Annotated in this window: 15 protein-coding genes; 10 read left to right on the plus strand and 5 right to left on the minus strand. The window is 37.0% G+C overall.

Features of this window, described 5'->3' with window-relative positions; translation table 11 throughout:
• Positions 1-214: 214 nt before the first annotated feature.
• Positions 215-1402, plus strand: a complete 1188-nt coding sequence (locus H0W64_10045; protein ID MBA3662059.1) for a hypothetical protein — start codon at positions 215-217, stop codon at positions 1400-1402.
• Between the two features lie 345 nt (positions 1403-1747).
• Positions 1748-2425, plus strand: coding sequence for a M24 family metallopeptidase (locus tag H0W64_10050; protein MBA3662060.1), 678 nt, complete (start codon positions 1748-1750; stop codon positions 2423-2425).
• 314 nt (positions 2426-2739) lie between these two features.
• Here the strand turns inward: H0W64_10050 and H0W64_10055 are convergent, their stop codons facing one another.
• Positions 2740-3144, minus strand: a complete 405-nt coding sequence (locus H0W64_10055; protein ID MBA3662061.1) for a hypothetical protein — start codon at positions 3142-3144, stop codon at positions 2740-2742.
• A 525-nt stretch (positions 3145-3669) separates the two neighbouring features.
• Here H0W64_10055 and H0W64_10060 point away from each other — a divergent pair.
• The 4 genes from H0W64_10060 to H0W64_10075 all read left to right on the plus strand — a co-directional run bounded on the left by H0W64_10060 (position 3670) and on the right by H0W64_10075 (position 7309).
• Complete coding sequence (locus H0W64_10060; protein MBA3662062.1) at positions 3670-4167, plus strand: hypothetical protein; 498 nt, start codon at positions 3670-3672, stop codon at positions 4165-4167.
• Between the two features lie 333 nt (positions 4168-4500).
• Positions 4501-4971, plus strand: a complete 471-nt coding sequence (locus H0W64_10065) for a DUF962 domain-containing protein (protein MBA3662063.1) — start codon at positions 4501-4503, stop codon at positions 4969-4971.
• A 492-nt stretch (positions 4972-5463) separates the two neighbouring features.
• Entirely contained in the window at positions 5464-6504 is a 1041-nt protein-coding gene (locus H0W64_10070; GenBank protein ID MBA3662064.1) for an NAD(P)-dependent alcohol dehydrogenase, read from the plus strand.
• Positions 6505-6742: 238 nt separating this feature from the next.
• Positions 6743-7309 carry a manganese efflux pump gene (locus tag H0W64_10075; protein MBA3662065.1) on the plus strand — a complete coding sequence of 189 codons (567 nt, stop codon included), beginning with the start codon at positions 6743-6745 and terminating at the stop codon, positions 7307-7309.
• A gap of 176 nt (positions 7310-7485) precedes the next feature.
• Here H0W64_10075 and H0W64_10080 read toward each other — a convergent pair whose 3' ends face one another.
• From H0W64_10080 to H0W64_10090, 3 genes are all read right to left on the minus strand, one after another.
• Positions 7486-8544 (minus strand): bifunctional transcriptional activator/DNA repair protein Ada, encoded by a 1059-nt coding sequence (locus tag H0W64_10080; protein ID MBA3662066.1) that lies wholly within the window; start codon positions 8542-8544, stop codon positions 7486-7488.
• Positions 8545-8646: 102 nt separating this feature from the next.
• Positions 8647-9807 (minus strand): Gfo/Idh/MocA family oxidoreductase, encoded by a 1161-nt coding sequence (locus H0W64_10085; protein MBA3662067.1) that lies wholly within the window; start codon positions 9805-9807, stop codon positions 8647-8649.
• 27 nt (positions 9808-9834) lie between these two features.
• Positions 9835-10515, minus strand: coding sequence for a ThuA domain-containing protein (locus H0W64_10090; protein MBA3662068.1), 681 nt, complete (start codon positions 10513-10515; stop codon positions 9835-9837).
• Positions 10516-11190: 675 nt separating this feature from the next.
• Here H0W64_10090 and H0W64_10095 point away from each other — a divergent pair.
• Positions 11191-11973 (plus strand): hypothetical protein, encoded by a 783-nt coding sequence (locus H0W64_10095; GenBank protein MBA3662069.1) that lies wholly within the window; start codon positions 11191-11193, stop codon positions 11971-11973.
• Positions 11974-12049: 76 nt separating this feature from the next.
• The gene (locus tag H0W64_10100) at positions 12050-13909 is read left to right on the plus strand and encodes a hypothetical protein (protein ID MBA3662070.1); all 1860 of its coding nucleotides are present in this window, start codon (positions 12050-12052) and stop codon (positions 13907-13909) included.
• Between the two features lie 383 nt (positions 13910-14292).
• On the opposite strand, the gene H0W64_10105 is transcribed toward H0W64_10100, so the two are convergent.
• Complete coding sequence (locus tag H0W64_10105) at positions 14293-14751, minus strand: hypothetical protein (GenBank protein MBA3662071.1); 459 nt, start codon at positions 14749-14751, stop codon at positions 14293-14295.
• A 348-nt stretch (positions 14752-15099) separates the two neighbouring features.
• Here H0W64_10105 and H0W64_10110 point away from each other — a divergent pair, with 348 nt between their 5' ends.
• Positions 15100-15480, plus strand: coding sequence for a hypothetical protein (locus H0W64_10110; GenBank protein ID MBA3662072.1), 381 nt, complete (start codon positions 15100-15102; stop codon positions 15478-15480).
• A gap of 316 nt (positions 15481-15796) precedes the next feature.
• On the plus strand, positions 15797-16465 hold the full coding sequence (locus H0W64_10115) for a hypothetical protein (GenBank protein MBA3662073.1): 669 nt from the start codon (positions 15797-15799) through the stop codon (positions 16463-16465).
• The last annotated feature ends 13 nt before the right edge of the window (positions 16466-16478 follow it).

A 16478-nucleotide genomic window follows, 5' to 3' on the forward strand; every position in this document is an offset into this window, starting at 1 on the left:
TAAGCGGCATAGAAGGTTCAATGGTATTGACAGAATATTTTGCGGTGTATTTGATTATTAGAATCAACTATATAAAGCATCCTTTCATTATTTAAGCCAAGGAATTTCATATCTATTGATAATAATTAATAAAAACTAGCGCCTTAGAGGTCGACCGACTATTTATTCTAACTCGCCTATACTTTAAATAGATGGATATTGGTGGGGTAATCTCGTGCTACGAAAAAAAATCAAACATTTTGTCTTAGCAGCCTATGAAAAGACAGGAGTTTTATTGCGAGCAACCAGCTCATTACAAGAGGATATTAACTCTAATTATACGGTCTCGGGAAGCTTTGTTTGCAAGAATGTAGCTATGAGTTTATTCAGTAAAATAAATAGTGGGGTTATTATTTCTCCGGGAATAAGTACAGTTGAACATGTTTACAAGCGAGATGCGAATACGGCGGCTCTTATTGGCGCAACAGAAAATACTGCATATGAGAGGCCGAATAATATAAAAGATATTCATAATTTAAGAAACTTGAAACAAAAAATGCTTGAAATGGAGCATAGGCGTAAAGGCATATCGCCAGATGTAGATAAGAATGGAAATGAAGTCAAAACGAAAGTTAAAGTTAAAAAAATAGATGACAGCGATAGAGTCTTTATAACTAGGCCATATAGAAGTCTGTCCTCTCTTGCTCATAACGAAATTTTATTCAATCTCAAAATCGAGGATATAAGGGCTATTTATATTTGTTTTCACTCTAAGGAAAGCATCAAGGATGCTTTTAATTTTGAAAAAATATTAGGAACTTCTTATGATTTTTTCACTTACGATCCTCATAAAGGATTAATACTTATCCAAGATTTATCTTTGTTTAAGGAAATCGAAGATAATGAAAAATTTACGATTTTAAGTGTACTTTCTGAAAGTATACATCGCTATATTAGCTCAGATAAATTTCATGGTAATGAAATGACCTTATCTTTGTGTCTGGGAGATTTTGATTTGCGAGGATTATCAAAAAATAACAATAACAATAATAACGCAGTACAAAAGATAATGGATTGTGTTTCCTTACAAAAAGAGGTCATTTATATAATAGCAACCAAGCCAGGTTTAGAGTATTGCTCGGATTATACAAATTTATATGATGTATTAAAGCATTTAAATTCAATCCAGAGATCAGAGAATGGATTTTTTTCAAAAAAAAGCGATTTTCCTCTGGAGATAATAAAAAAAATTATTTTTGACATTTTAGATATGGCTGAGTCAAAAGCAAAAAATTTTGATGAATTAAATGATTTTATTAAGGATAAACTTGAAATTCTGCAAAATGTAAACCAGACGAAGAAAATAAAAAACGATCAAACAATCGATGAATTTTTAGAATTTACTCGCTCCAAAAATTTGTAACAGTAACGGGGGTCATGTTTGACCTTACAATGAAACCGATCAAAAAATCGATCACAACGTGGTAGCAATAAATCCAGTGCCACCTATCACAGCAGCTTTTTTTCTAACTCGTGCTTCTATTTTTTTGTCCTCCTTTTGAGATTTGTACAATTCGTACCTGCTAAGGCAACAGCATTGAGTATTTATGTTAGAAAAAATTTGCTTGCCCGAAAGCTTAGGTATGATATTAATCAATCTTCTGACCTGGAAAGTTTGCATTCCTTAAAAAAATTAATCATGCTTACATTTAAAGCTAAATAACTATTTAATATTGAACTATTAAAATTAAATAAGCGATGACTACATATGCAAAATATCGATAACTTGATTAAAAAAACCAATCTTTACACCGCACAAAATCAACAGGGAGATGCTATTGTTACAGTATCTCTTTTTGCACAAAAAATTCTAGGAGACATTGTCAACATAATTCAGCCAGGTGTCAGCGAATCCCAAGCGACTGCTACGGCACATATCATATTTAAAGAATATGGCATTGAAAAATTATGGCATCGTCCCCTCATTCGTTTTAATCAAAATACCTTATGTACTTTTAAGGATAGACCCACTAAAGATTATATTTTACAGAGCGAAGATATTGCATTCGTCGATATCGGTATTGTTAAAGATGGCATCGAAGGCGATGTGGGAAAAACGATTGTATTTGGGACTAATAAAGAATTTTTACATTTGAAAAATATAAGTGAACTTCTTTTTCAAGAAGCCCTTCACTTTTGGCGAGCTCAAAATCCAACTGGAATCAAATTGTATGAATTTATTTACGCCCAAGCTCAAAAATACGGTGTATTATTTAATTTATCTCCAGCCGGTCATTTAATTGGTGCTTTCCCTCACACTCATGCTTGGACAAAAGGCGCGAATCTCTATCCTGAAAAATTATCCGCGAAAGGATGGATTTTGGAAATCCAAATTAAAAGTTTGACACAACCCTACGGGGCTTTTTATGAGGGATTGTTGAATTAAATAGTAAAGAAAGATTATAACGCGGAGATTTTCTTTAGCTATTATATTTATCTATTAATTGCTTGCTTGTTTTTAAAATCAGTGTCTTTTCTACTTGCTTTCCTGGGTTTCACTTTGTGCCACCCAGGGCTACTTCCTTTAAGGGTAAGCCATTTATTAATGCTGTTAAATGTATGGTTGTTTTTAAAGTCTGTGTCTATTTACTACTCGGTACCCGAGCTTTGCTTCACTACGCCTGGGCTACTAAATGGTTTGTAACTGTAGCCCGGGTGTAGCGAAGCAAAACCCGGGTACCGAAAGTCCAGTTCTTAATGTTAGTTGGATATGCTGAAACCTAGAGCACTAATATTTCCGCGGCCATATTGACATAGATATAATTTATTAGCATGACCTTCAGTTGCAGTTTCATTTTTTTTGAAGCTTACGTTTTTTAGAATTTCTTTACCTAATGTGATAGCTTCAACCTCTGATTTAGCCAGAATTGAATCCACCGAGACATGCCATAGGGCATGTTCATTTTCAAAAGAACGTTGATGATACCGTCTACCCACATAATAAGTACCATCATCTTGTCTAAGTGCGAGATCCATAGATTGAGCAGCTTGCTGAATCGAGGTTAAAGGGGGACATGGGATTGTTTTTGGTGATGCAAAAACAATGGTTGAAGCGGACATCAACGACAATAACACGCTAATTGTTTTTATAAATCGTAAAGCCATGTTTATACCTTATAATAAATTGATCAATGCGACGCATTTTAACGACTAACCTATTCAATGTAAAATCCTTTACATTTTTTCATAATGATCATTCAAATTTAATAATAAATTAGATTAGATTAATTTTTACTAAACGGCGAAACATGAAAGATTTTAGGTAAATTCCACGATGAAATGATAAAGGTTTTAAATAAAACATGCATATTCTTTTCAAAAACGTAATTATAATCAATCTAATAGTTTAGTCTTGTTTAAGAAAAGCGAGTTTGCAACGATTCCTCGGCTTGAATTTGATTGGTCATCTCCCTCCCTTCCTTTTAAAAATTCTCTTAAATAACATTATCAATTTGGATCGTTAGGGATCAGTCATAATATCTTTAATTAATCTTCATTTCCGTCAACTTTTTAAACATGAAGCCTTTGCATTTTAAACCGGTTAACTTCTCATTTCCTTGTATATTTATTCCCTAGTTATATAATACCTCGGGAAAATTAGCATTATTCTTTTAATGAAGGGAGTTTTACATGTACAAGCGACAATTATGGAATTCAGATTTTTGTAGTGCTTATGCTTTAGTACAGAAGCTTTATACTGCGGATGCCGAAAAAAGAAGCAATTTAATTGATAACATCGTTCAGAATAATAATATCACTCAAGATATTATTGATCACATGCAAAAAATTTTAAAAGCCGATCTTCAAAAAAATGATAAAAAAATGGAAACGCAAATTGTCAAAGCCCAAGAATTTCAGAAATTGAATAAATTTGATGTTGAGGACGAAGATGAAGTAATATCTCGCGATCTCATGTTGGCTGTATTTAAAGATTTTCACAATGATCAAAATCCGGATGATCTTGATTCTGATATGAAACCTATTGCGGCTATGGCTGAAGATTACTATAAGCTCCTTGCTACGAAAAAATCTATTAACGCTATCGTGAAAGAATTAGTCACAAAGCTTGGCGAGCGTGCTCTTTGTGATGAATTTGTAAATCTTTCGATTTCATCTCCCAGAATCTAAAATTTCGAATCATCGATTGGATCTAGGGAATGAAGTGAAGATAGCGCAACATGTGACATCCAACCTGTCTACTGGAGCTAAAGCTTTATTCCCATCCGATTATAAAAATTATAGTTCAATTTATTCAAAGTGTTAGGTTAAGGGGTGTCAAAAGAAGTCGACCTGCTGCAAGACTTATTTTTCTAATCTCATAAGTGAAAAAAAATATAAGTATTACTAAATCATTTCAAATTCATTAAAATAGATAGTCTTTAAAGAATAAAATATATCAACTCAATTTTTATTTTTGTCGCCTCACCTTTTATAACAACATAGCGAGTAGGAATTGTTGCTATGAACTATCCAAAAAATAACTTAAAACAATATCAAGCTTACCATACGCAATTTATAACTTTTGTGACCCATTTTTTTGGCATTCCGCTGCTATTTATCGCTTTGCAAATCATGATTAGTTTAGGTTTTTATCGAAGTTTATTTTTCTTTCCACTTCATTGGCTAGGGTTATGTTTTCTTATACCAGTTTATTTTTCTTATTCTATTTTGTTTGGGAGTGTCACGCTCATTTATCTTAGTTTATTAACTTATGTCGCAACATATCTTAGTGTTAATTTCCCATCGCCCTGTTTCCTATGTTTTACTTTTTTCCTTGCGGGCGTTCTATTGCAAGTTTATGGCCATCAATGTGAAGGTAATAAACCTGCTTTATTAGATAATTTAGCGTACGTCTTCATCGCTCCTTTGTTTCTTATGGTGGAAATTCCTAGCAGATTGAAGGAGAGTCTTAAAAACCTTAAAAAATCATAATTACGATATACAAGTTAAATGATGCGATGCCGATCAAAGTAATGCGCTCAATTATTGAAAGAAAAGTAGCATAATTCTACTCACTCCTCTGATATTGACGACAGAAGAGTGAAGTATGCAGACGTACAATCGTTTAGTGCAATACAATGCCTGCTGGGCCAAGAATCCTGTGCCTTGAGAGAGCCTGCAACGCGTCAATTCACCGCCCTCAAGCTTTACATTACACAGAAATACTTGATGGAATAGCCCAGTTCCATCAGGGCTCAATGCAATAATTGAATTGGTAACTGCATTTGCACTATAAAATAATAACGCTTTCGTAGCGGTGCCCTTTTTTAGCATGTAATTGTTTTCTATTTTATTTTGGTTTTTATCATTTCTACGGATAAAATATTTTGGTTGAGAAGGAACTAGCCATTTTGATTAAGCCTTGAATAGCATATATTTGAAATTCCCAACAAAAATTTTCACACAGATAAAGGAAGAAGTATGATTAACACAAAAGGCATAGCAGCATTCTCTGCTAACGAACCCCTCGCTCCCTATTCGTTCGAACGTAGAGAACTTAAAGAGCATGATGTTCTCATCGATATCCATTATTGTGGGATATGCCACTCAGATATCCACATCGTACGCAATGAATGGGAAGGCGTGAAATACCCCGTCGTTCCTGGGCACGAAATTACAGGTATTGTGAGTGGTGTCGGTCCTAAAGTGACTAAATATAAAGTGGGAGATCCAGTGGGCGTAGGGTGTTTTGTCGATTCGTGTCGACACTGCACGAACTGCGAGCAACACCTTGAGCAATATTGTCTGAATGGCGCTAATTTTACTTACAATAGTTTGGAGTCTGATGGAAAAACCCCGACACAAGGTGGTTATTCAAACCATATCGTGGTCGATGAAAATTACGTGCTTAGCATTCCCCCTTCCCTTCCTCTAGATAAAGCTTCTCCTCTCCTTTGTGCTGGTATCACCATGTATTCTCCTTTAAAACATTGGAACGCTGGACCTCATAAAAAAATTGGCATAATAGGTTTTGGTGGGCTGGGGCACGTTGGCGTTAAAATTGCCAATGCTTTAGGTGCAGAAGTGACTGTTTTCAGTCAATCTAATAAAAAACGCGATGATGCTTTAAAAATGGGCGCACACCAATTCATTTCTACAGAGAACAAAGAAATATTCCAACAGTACGCCAATTCTTTTGATTTAATTATTAATACGGTTTCAGCCGATATTGATATGGCAAATTATTTCGGACTTTTAAAGCTGGATGGGGTTTTAGTTGTTGTCGGGCTACCAGAAAAATCACTTTCCATTCATCCTTTCCCACTTGTTTTAATGCGACGTAGTTATGCGGGGTCTTTAATTGGCTCCATCAACGAAACCCAAGAAATGCTCGACTTCTGCGCCCAACATAATATCACATCAGAAATCGAGCTTATTGCGCCCAGTCAAGTGAATGAAGCTTATGATCGTGTCATAAAAAGCGATGTACGTTACCGTTTCGTAATTGATATGGCGCAGATTTAAGGTTGTTTGTCGCGCATAATAATGATGCAAGTAGCCTGATAGGTAAAAAGTGATAACGCAAAGCATACGCTTTGTCAATTCAGTTTCTATTTCATTTCGATCAGGCTACTGGAAGGTAGAGATGATGACCTATGAGCGATGGGTTTACCTTGCACATGATCATGATTTATTGCAATGATGTTTGCTAAATATTGTAATAATTTTTTAAATATTCAGTTAGTAGTTGGAACAATCGATTATGAATGTTGCATCAACCCTATTACTTGCGTTTGCAATGTCTGCAGATGCTTTTGCTGCAGCAGTAGGAAGCGGTGCAGCTCTTCATAAGCCTTCCTTTCGCGAAGCGATCAGGACCGGTACGATATTTGGATTGATTGAAGGCACCACACCTATCGTAGGTTGGTTGGCAGGTAAAGCTGCGTATACTTATATTTCTGAATGGGATCATTGGATTGCATTTACACTGCTCACCCTACTTGGTTTACGTTTAATATTTTTTGCTTTTAAAACTTCAAAATCAAAAAAACAAAAATTGAATAAGAATACTTTAGGGATGCTCTTACTTACCGGGTTTTCTACCAGTATTGATGCAATGGTTGTGGGCGTGAGCCTTGCATTGATTAACGCCCACATTTTATGGACGGCATTGGCCATTGGTTTAACCACAACCTTAATGGTAACGGTGGGCGTTATGGTGGGTCGTTTGCTGGGCGTAGCATTTGGGAAAGGTGCAGAAATAATGGGGGGTATTATTCTTGTCGGGATGGGCAGTACGATACTTTATACTCACTTAACTGGCGTATAAGCTAGTGTAAAGTAGCCTCGCCCCTATTAAAGACAATATAGATTAATAATCCAAAACGTTCACCTTATTTGGAAAACAATTAAGACTTATGGGAAGCTTTGAGTATCTCGACTGAATCTTGAATGGCTTGCTTTATTTTAATTTAGACTTCCAAAAATAATAAATATTCTTGTATATTATTTATTTTGATTTTCCGAAATTTTTTTCTCGTGTTCCAACAACCATTGTTTGCGAGGCAATCCTCCACCATACCCCCCAAGCTCTCCATTAGTATTGATGACGCGGTGACAAGGAACAATAATAGCTAACTGATTTGCCCCGTTAGCAAGTGCTACTGCGCGAAAAGCTGTAGGTTTTTTTAATGAGACTGCAATTTGCAAATATGAGCGTGTTTCACCGGGGGGAATTTTTATCAATGTTTGCCATACACTTTTTTGAAAAGCTGAGCCGATTAAATGCACAGGCGTTTTGAAGTAAAAACTCTTTCCATTAAAATAATCAATGAGTTCAGTCTCAATACTTTTAATGGTTGGGGTTTCGCCAGGAATGATGGCTGCATTGAGTTTCTTTCGCAAACGTTTAATTTCATTTTCTAAACCGCGTCGATCAATGAACTCTAGTAAATATAAACCTGTATCATCAGCAAGGGCAACCATAGGGCCCAGTTGAGTATCCAACCACGCTGCTTTTAAAATAAGATTGTTAGCCCGTGTTGGCGGTGCTCCCATAATTCTTGAAAAAGCATCGCGAAACCCACTGCCGGATTCATAGCCGGCAGAACATTGAGCATCAATAATTGTTTTACCCTCTTTAATATTTTTTAGGGCCAATCCCATGCGTCTTGTTCTTGCATATTCTATCAATGTCATGCCAAAACGTTGCTTAAATTGTCTGCGGGCAGTTGATACATCGATAGACAAAGCGCGAAAATCTTGTTCTTTCCACCTTTTTTCGGGATGATCTTCAATCGCTTTTACTAACATTTGGACAATCGGTGAAACTTGGTTGGGATGTGATAAGGGCTGACAGCGTTGACAAGGTCTAAAAGAAGCCAGTAATGCTTCTTTGGCTGTTACAAAGAATTCACAATTCTCAAATTTGGGTTTTCGGGCTGGACAAGAGGGTCGGCAAAATACACCCGTGGTTTTAACCCCAACATAAAATACACCTTCATACTCAGAATTTTTACTAAGTAAAGCTTGATAATATTCCTTTATTTTTTTAGAAGTTAGCATATTCAATCTCACTGATAATACGAAAACCGTCGAATGATTATAGTGGATTTATAAATTCGTGCCGCCGAAATTCAGGCATTGATTTTTATGCAACCATGCCAACTAAAATAGGTTCGTCCATTTCCCCTTATTTTGACTGGAAAGGACGGCTGCTTCGATAAACGCAAGACTGCGCACTCCTTCTGCTAATTTTGGATAATCATCATACTCCATTTTGCTTTTGCTACCTTCTTTGAGTGACTGTATGCTCAAGGCAAAATTGCGATAATGATTTGCAAAAGCTTCAATTAATCCTTCCGGATGGCCTGCTGGCAATCGACAATTATGTAATGTTATTGCACTTAAATCAGCATTATCTTTTCCAGCATGTAAAATTTCATGATGATGATTTTTTCTGTAAAGATTAAGTTTATTAGCGTGCGCATGTTCCCACAATATTGTTCCTTTTTCTCCGCACACGGTAACCATTAAATTAGCTTTATCTCCGCACAGAACTTGCGATGCATTTAATGTACCTTTTGCGCCATTATTAAAGTGTAATAAAACAACACCATCATCATCTAAATTTCTTTGCGGTACAAAAGTATTAAGTTCAGCGGCAATTTCTGTTACTTCTAAACCACTTATATATTCTGCTAAATGAAATGCATGGACTCCAATATCACCCATTGTCCCAGCTATTCCGCCAAGCGCTGGATCTTGACGCCATTTTGCTTGCTTATTAGTCTTATCTACATAATCCAATAACCAGTCTTGAGAAAAATTAATATTGATGCGTTTGACCTTGCCAATTTTACCTATTTGTATAAGGTGTTTAGCTTCTTTAATCATTGGATAACCAGCATAAGTATAGGTTACACAGCATAAGCGTTTATAAGATTCAGCTAAGCACTGAAGTTCTATGGCATCTGTTAAACGCGTGGTGATCGGTTTTTCTAAAATGAGATGATAATCTGCCTCCATTAACGCTTTTGCAATTGGAAAGTGGTCAGCATTAGGTGTTAAAATTCCTATGACTTCAAACCGTGCTTGGGGAGAAAGAGTAGCTTCTTGCTGGATTAAGTCACGGTAATCTTTGTAAATACGCGTTTCATCAAGACCTAATTCTTCTCCTAAATGGAGTGATTTATTTTTATCACGACTAAAGGCTCCGCCCACTAATTCATAGCAATTATCTAATCTCGCAGCGTAACGATGAATAGGGCCAATCATTGAGTCGATACCACCACCAATTAATCCTAAACGTAGACGTTTATATTTCATTTGTTTCTACTCGTCATGATTAATAAATTATTGAGCTTTCCAATAAACTGCATTGGTAATAAGTCGCTGCATTGGGGGCATAAAAAAAATGGGGTAATCTTCGTGGCCTGCTCGGATATAGACTACCGACCCTTTGCCTACCGTCCAAGTCATAATTTCACGACTCGTCGATCCACTCACCCAAGTTCCTTTCGCGATGACGCTCTGCGGTTCTGGAACTTGAAAAGGCTCGTCATAAATTTCAGTATGAGGAATGATAAAATCACTGACCCCTTCCGCGATGGGATGTTTTGCATCAACAATTTTAATTGTTTCAGACTCCCCCGTATCTCTATAATCTGCCCATGCGCCGCTATGATTTAAAATACTTTTAAAAGCTTTGGAAAAATGTGATGAATGCAATGCAATCAATTTCATCCCTTTATTTTCCACTTGTAGCTTAATGCGATCCGCAACTTCATCCGGAATTTCATCATGCTTTTTATGTCCAAACCAAATGAGCACATCCGTGCGATTTAACCTAGATTGACTGACGCCGTAGTCATCATCGGTGAGAGTTGCAGTTGTCACTTCTAAATCTTTTTCTTGTGCTAGAAAATCACCAATTGCACCATTGATACCTTTAGGATAAACCGTTTTAGGTTCTGTACCCTCTGACCATACAATGACGCGTAGGGGTTGACTAAATGTCTTAGGTGAAGAAATCATGACGAGTAAACCTATAATAAAAAAAGTAATATATTTACTGATATTTGACCTTCTTAATTTTTTAAAGTAAATACCGTACTGTTACCGTAATTTCATTGTGAAATAATTATAAAATAAATTCAAAATTAAAGTATAAAGTATACGGACAGGCTTATGTTCTGCAATGTTTAACAAAATATAATTATTTGCGCTTTGTTTATAAATTATTGCTCTAATTCCAATAACATATTTTGTATGTATTTTTATAATTCGATTAAATTTAATATGAACATTGTTCTCGGTATTTGAATTTTGCTACTGAGATCGTACTTTGTTAAAGAAATTAAGAATAGTAAAAAGGGTGCTGGCCCTATCTAAGAGTATAGAAAGATATTATGGATAGGCATAGATTGTTTAGAGTAACCAATACATAGCAAAGCTATGCTTTAAATACAGCATACATTGGCGAGTTGCAATTAATTAGGGGAAGTAGCGAGGTATCATTTTGGGTAATCTTATCTGCTAATTTTTTATAAAATAATTCCGATTTATACATCCCGTTAATTTTATCTGGATGGGGTCCTATGGATTTATCGCGACAATGCCTCTCTTGTCATTGACTTTCAAAGTTTATTCTAATAACGTCATGATTGGATTAAAAGCTACACTAATTGATGATACCTCATGGATTGGAGCATGCTGTCTAGTAAATACAGAAATCGAAGTTTTTTATTGTTATTGATTTTACTAAATACCCGATCCGTTTTTGCTGACATTCAATCTCCTTCTATCAACAGCACACAATTGAATAATGCATTTATATCAGCTTTAATGCACGGACATCCCGTTTTTGAGCTGGGTGCCTATCGAGGAACACAAGGAAATACCCAGCACATTAATATCCAAGACCTGATCGGTGATACATTCACTGTGTCTGATTCCCATAACAATAGTGGATTAGTAGGGCTAGGTTATTTTATAGATGGACAAATAAGTAATCTGTTTACTATTAGCTACGGTATTAACGCATTTTATTTGGCTGCGACGTCTGTTTCAGGTAACGTCATTCAAGAAAATTTATTCACTAATTTATCTTATAGCTATCAGCTTTATCATTATCCCATTTACGCAATGATCAAATCAGCTCTTAACTTAAATTCTCCTAACTATGCCCTCAGTATTGATGGCGGTGTCGGTCCGAATTTTATGCGCGTCAATAGCTTTACAGAAAACTCTCTTGATGGGGGAGTTACAATACCCGAACAGCCTTTCTCTAGTAATACAACAACCACTTTCAGCGCGACAATTGGGATCGGCCTCAAAATCAATCATGCTTTTGGTCAAATTCCTATTGAGATTGGCTATCGCTTTTTTTATCTAGGACAAGGTCATTTTAAAGCAAGTAGTAGCCAAGTGTTAAATAACTTAAAGACGGGGAACGTATATGCGAATGCAATCGTTCTTTCTGTCGGAATGTAGAAAAGTCAGATTACAATCATTAAACAATGTGTGTGTTATGCGCCTTTGCTGCTTTGCAATAGGATAAAGATATCTAATGAAACGAATTTCTCTCTTGTTTTGTGCATTATTCGCGATGGGTATGAGCCCAATAACGGTCGCAGGCTCCGGTCAATTCTTTAATGTCACGGCAACAGGTGCACCTGCTAATCTAAGCTTAACGTTATGCCTTAACGGAGCCGGACCCTTTTCCTGTCAAAATTACACTGTTTCGGCATTAAATTTAAGTATCAGTACGACGATTCCCAATCATGTTTACCCATCAGTAGGGATAAAGGTGAATACGCCAAACTATGCCTTAGCCGGTTGTACCCCAACACCAAATGGATACTGTTTATTTTCCGCAAGCAGCACAACGTCTACGAGCATCGCAGCAAGTAGTACGACTGAATTTTCTGTGGGAGGAACGCTGTCAGGTTTGAGTGGCACGGTCATCTTGCAAAATAACGGCACAAATTCGACTTCGATCAGCACCGACGGTAATTTTACATTTTCGACGCCTGTAACTAAAGGTAGCACCTATAACGTGACAGTGCTCACTCAACCCGAAAATCAAACGTGCTCTGTCGCAAATGGCTCAGGTACCATGGGAAGCGCCAATGTATCTAATGTCACCGTCACGTGTTCCACAAATACTTTCACCGTAGGAGGTAGTGTTTCGGGACTTAGCGGCACCGTGACACTCCAAAATAATGGTATTAATTCGACCCCTATAAGCAGTAATGGTAGCTTTACGTTCTCCACGCCTGTTGCTCAAGGCAGCACCTACAGCGTGACAGTGCTTACTCAACCCGCAACTCAAACGTGCAGTGTCGCAAATGGCTCAGGTACCATGGGGAGCGCCAATGTGTCCAATGTCGCAGTCACGTGTTCCACTAATACGAGTACCGTAGGAGGTAGTGTTTCGGGACTTAGCGGCACCGTGACACTCCAAAATAACGGTATTAATTCGACCCCAATCAGTAGTAACGGTAGCTTTACGTTTTCTACGCCTGTTGCTCAAGGCAGCACCTATAATGTGACAGTGCTGACTCAGCCTTTAGCGCAGACTTGTACCGTAACCAATGGTAGCGGCACTATTGGTAGTTCGAATATTACGAATGTGAGCGTGAGTTGTGTGACCAATAATACTACCCTTACTGTGTCCTTAACGGGAACAATTCCAGTGAATGGTGCTTCTGGAAGTCTTATGGTGACCAATACCGGGACGATCTATACGGCCTATAATGTTGCGGCAATGCTCCCGGGGGGCTGGACCGGTGTGACACAAGATGCAACGGGTTGTACCGCCATATCACCCAATGGTGGCACGTGCACGTTAACATTTACTTCAACTGCCCCTTACGTTGCACAAGGGAGCATTACTGTGACAGGTGATAATATTACCTCACCACCGACAACGGCACTAGCGTTTACCGTGAACAGTTATTTGGTCTGGGCGGTCTCTGGCTCAACGGTCCAAGTTATTGATACAAATAATTTACCCTCTTTTCAATGGGGTAATGGTGTTATAACGAGCGCTACAAGTAAGACAGACGGTCTCGCCAATACGAGTATTATTAAAAATACTGGCGGGATTGGTGCTAGTGCCGCTGTAAATTGCTACAACAGTACCAACGGTGGAGCTGCAGCTGGCGATTGGTACCTACCGGCTATTTGCCAAATGGGAGGAGCAGGTCAAGCCGGGAATTGCAGTGCGGGACTTGCAAATATAAGTACGAATTTGGTTCGCTTCGGTTTTGGTGGGCTCTCTGGCAAGTACTGGAGTTCCACCCAATTCTCTGGTTCCAATGACGTCGCGTGGTCCCAAACTTTCGTAGCGGCCGGCGGCTCTCAAAACACTGACCTTCAGCATGAAGCCCTTGGTGTCCGTTGTTCTCGGGCTTTAACGTTTTAACTCTTATCTATTTTTTTTATCTTGGAGTAGATTTACTGGCGTCCGCACAACGGGAGCATTCTAACGACATTCAATGACGTGGTCCATTTATCAGGGTCTAATCACTCACTTTTAAAATTATCCGGATCATTTTGCATAGCCCAGTCTCTTCTCAAATAAAAGTCAAACTATGCAGAACTTTTTATTAAATTTTAAGAGAGGGAAGATTTACCGGATACGCTTTAACTGGGTTTATCCTATTATTAAATTGAGATGATGAATTGTGATTATCGTGTAGTATAAAATAATAGCGAGTCTTGTACGGCTTTAAGGGGAAATACTGAGACTCGCTTTTACTCAACACTCATTTCAAACTACATGTTTGAATCTATAACTGTTCAATATTATCTTCCATAAATTTTCTTTTGCATGACTCTTAGCTCTTCATTTTTTATCTGCTTTTTTACGTCCCAATTAACAATGTTGTTGTGACACTCTTGAAGTTTTTGTGAGCACGATTTAAAAAAGAAATGATGATGTTTTTTGGTTTTAGAGTCTGTTACCAATGGGCTTCGTTCGGCCATATCTAACAGTTGTAATGCAAATTTATAACCATTGTTACAATATTCGTCTAAATGAGTTAATTTGGTTGCAATTTCTATGATTACTTTTGTAATATCATGAGGATTGCATTTTTCAAAAGCCGAATAATTTTTCCTAAAGGGAGCTGATATTGAATGTAAACCCGTAGCCCTTACCGCTATGGCTGAAGATAGATACACCCCGTCAATCATTTGACATCCTTTAAGTGCTTTTTCACGCAGTTGTTCGTAAGTTACCTCTTCTTCATACCTATTATTCATTTTTTTCCTTAATTAGCGTACGTTCATCTTGTTAGATTGCTTTGTGGTTTAATTATAAGATATTTACAAAGATGATTGTAAAGTACTTCTATGTTATTAAAAAAGTTTTTTACTTGATAACACATTTAACAACTTCATAACACACGCCTTCTTTTGCTTTAAAAATTGTGAACCTTTCGTTATGACTTAAGAGATAGATCGTCCTGCTTAATCACTCTCTTGGTTACTTAGTATCATTTTAGTTACTTAATATAAAATTAGTGCTTTCTTACGGTTTTCAAAAAATGAGTGTAATGTTTATGGCAATCAGAGCTTCCCTAAAAAACTTGATGAGAATAGGAAATAAACATGAAAGCAAAAGTATTTTTAATTATTTTTACCATGATCTTTGTTCATGCAGGGCATGCATTTACTCCTAAAAAATGTCCTGGGCATTTGGCATTGCATGCTGCGCATTTAAACATTTCCAGAGGTGGCGATAAATGGTTTGCGCAAGACTACAATTATTTTGATACGCAAAATAAATGGTTTTTTTATTTATCTCCTTTTGATGCAAAAGACGCCCGTGATGCGCATGATAAAGCTTATTTTTATCTTACCCAGTCGAATTTGCTTCCCGCGCAAATTAGTCCTGTTTATGAGGCTGAACGTCACCGATGGGTTTGTTATTATGAAGGCATTTTTGGTAATAAGGCTGGCGCAATCATTGATAATGTTCACATTCAATAATCGATGAAATGTTCGAGAATTTTGGACGAAATCCAAATGACGCTTAATATTTGAATCACACCGGATTACTTTTCTAAGCGGCATACTTTGCGTTAAAATTTGTGCTCCTTATCATAAAAAAACCAAACGCACTTAACTTAGGTAAAGTAGAATAATCTTAAAAATCGCCATAAATTCTCCTTTTGTCTAGGGTAGTGACGGCGATTAAACTCAGATAATTATGGGTCAGGTGCGCTAACTTACTCTCACAGCATTGACAAACTTTTTAATCCCTTTAACCTAGTGCAAATCTCAAGCACAATGTTAAGGAAGACCGATGTCTAAACTGTTTCATTTATTTCAGCAATTATATTCTAATACCGAACAAAAGTTAGCATGGGCTTTATCATTAGGTGAAAGCAATCCTGCGCAATACAAAAAATTATTGGAAAATGTAGCCCAATTTCATGATTCACAAGCCTGCTTAGCTTTGTATCAATTAGGTCGGTTATGTCTCAAAACGGAGCCCTTCCAGTGGTATAACATGTATTATCAAAAAGCTTTAGCCTATGCAGATCTTGCCATTGCAAAGGATTTTTTGTTGGGTCATATGATAAAAGGTTATCTTTGTGTGGAAATACTAGAAAAATCAAGTTGGATTGCTGGTAATAAAGATGAAAAACATTTAAGGCAATTACTGACGACCTATTGCGTACCGCAATTATTATTATCTTTATATATTTTACAAGAAGCTCTGTCGTTGAATCCGCATGATATGAAAAAGTATGAAAAAGTTCCAAACTTTAAGCATTACGATCATCCAGAACGTGGACCTGTTCCGTCGATAAATGATGTAAAAGAGGCGATTGAAGATTATATAACAATCTATGATTTATCGGCCGAAAAAATCAACTCCATTCGCAATGATGCGAAAGCTCGCATGAACGAATATAATTCCCCCCTTTCCCGTTTTGATATTGCGCGAAAAAAGATTATGGGACCTTAGTAGGAAGTACATA

The organism is Gammaproteobacteria bacterium (genome assembly GCA_013816845.1).
Taxonomy (GTDB): domain Bacteria; phylum Pseudomonadota; class Gammaproteobacteria; order DSM-16500; family DSM-16500; genus Aquicella.

Coding starts and splice junctions, on each gene's coding strand:
- H0W64_10100 (MBA3662070.1), top strand. CDS start 12,050: ATGAAACGAATTTCTCTCTTGTTTTGTGCATTATTCGCGATGGGTATG.
- H0W64_10080 (MBA3662066.1), bottom strand. CDS start 8,544: ATGCTAACTTCTAAAAAAATAAAGGAATATTATCAAGCTTTACTTAGT.
- H0W64_10060 (MBA3662062.1), top strand. CDS start 3,670: ATGTACAAGCGACAATTATGGAATTCAGATTTTTGTAGTGCTTATGCT.
- H0W64_10065 (MBA3662063.1), top strand. CDS start 4,501: ATGAACTATCCAAAAAATAACTTAAAACAATATCAAGCTTACCATACG.
- H0W64_10110 (MBA3662072.1), top strand. CDS start 15,100: ATGAAAGCAAAAGTATTTTTAATTATTTTTACCATGATCTTTGTTCAT.
- H0W64_10115 (MBA3662073.1), top strand. CDS start 15,797: ATGTCTAAACTGTTTCATTTATTTCAGCAATTATATTCTAATACCGAA.
- H0W64_10085 (MBA3662067.1), bottom strand. CDS start 9,807: ATGAAATATAAACGTCTACGTTTAGGATTAATTGGTGGTGGTATCGAC.
- H0W64_10075 (MBA3662065.1), top strand. CDS start 6,743: ATGAATGTTGCATCAACCCTATTACTTGCGTTTGCAATGTCTGCAGAT.
- H0W64_10090 (MBA3662068.1), bottom strand. CDS start 10,515: ATGATTTCTTCACCTAAGACATTTAGTCAACCCCTACGCGTCATTGTA.
- H0W64_10095 (MBA3662069.1), top strand. CDS start 11,191: ATGCTGTCTAGTAAATACAGAAATCGAAGTTTTTTATTGTTATTGATT.
- H0W64_10105 (MBA3662071.1), bottom strand. CDS start 14,751: ATGAATAATAGGTATGAAGAAGAGGTAACTTACGAACAACTGCGTGAA.
- H0W64_10055 (MBA3662061.1), bottom strand. CDS start 3,144: ATGGCTTTACGATTTATAAAAACAATTAGCGTGTTATTGTCGTTGATG.
- H0W64_10050 (MBA3662060.1), top strand. CDS start 1,748: ATGCAAAATATCGATAACTTGATTAAAAAAACCAATCTTTACACCGCA.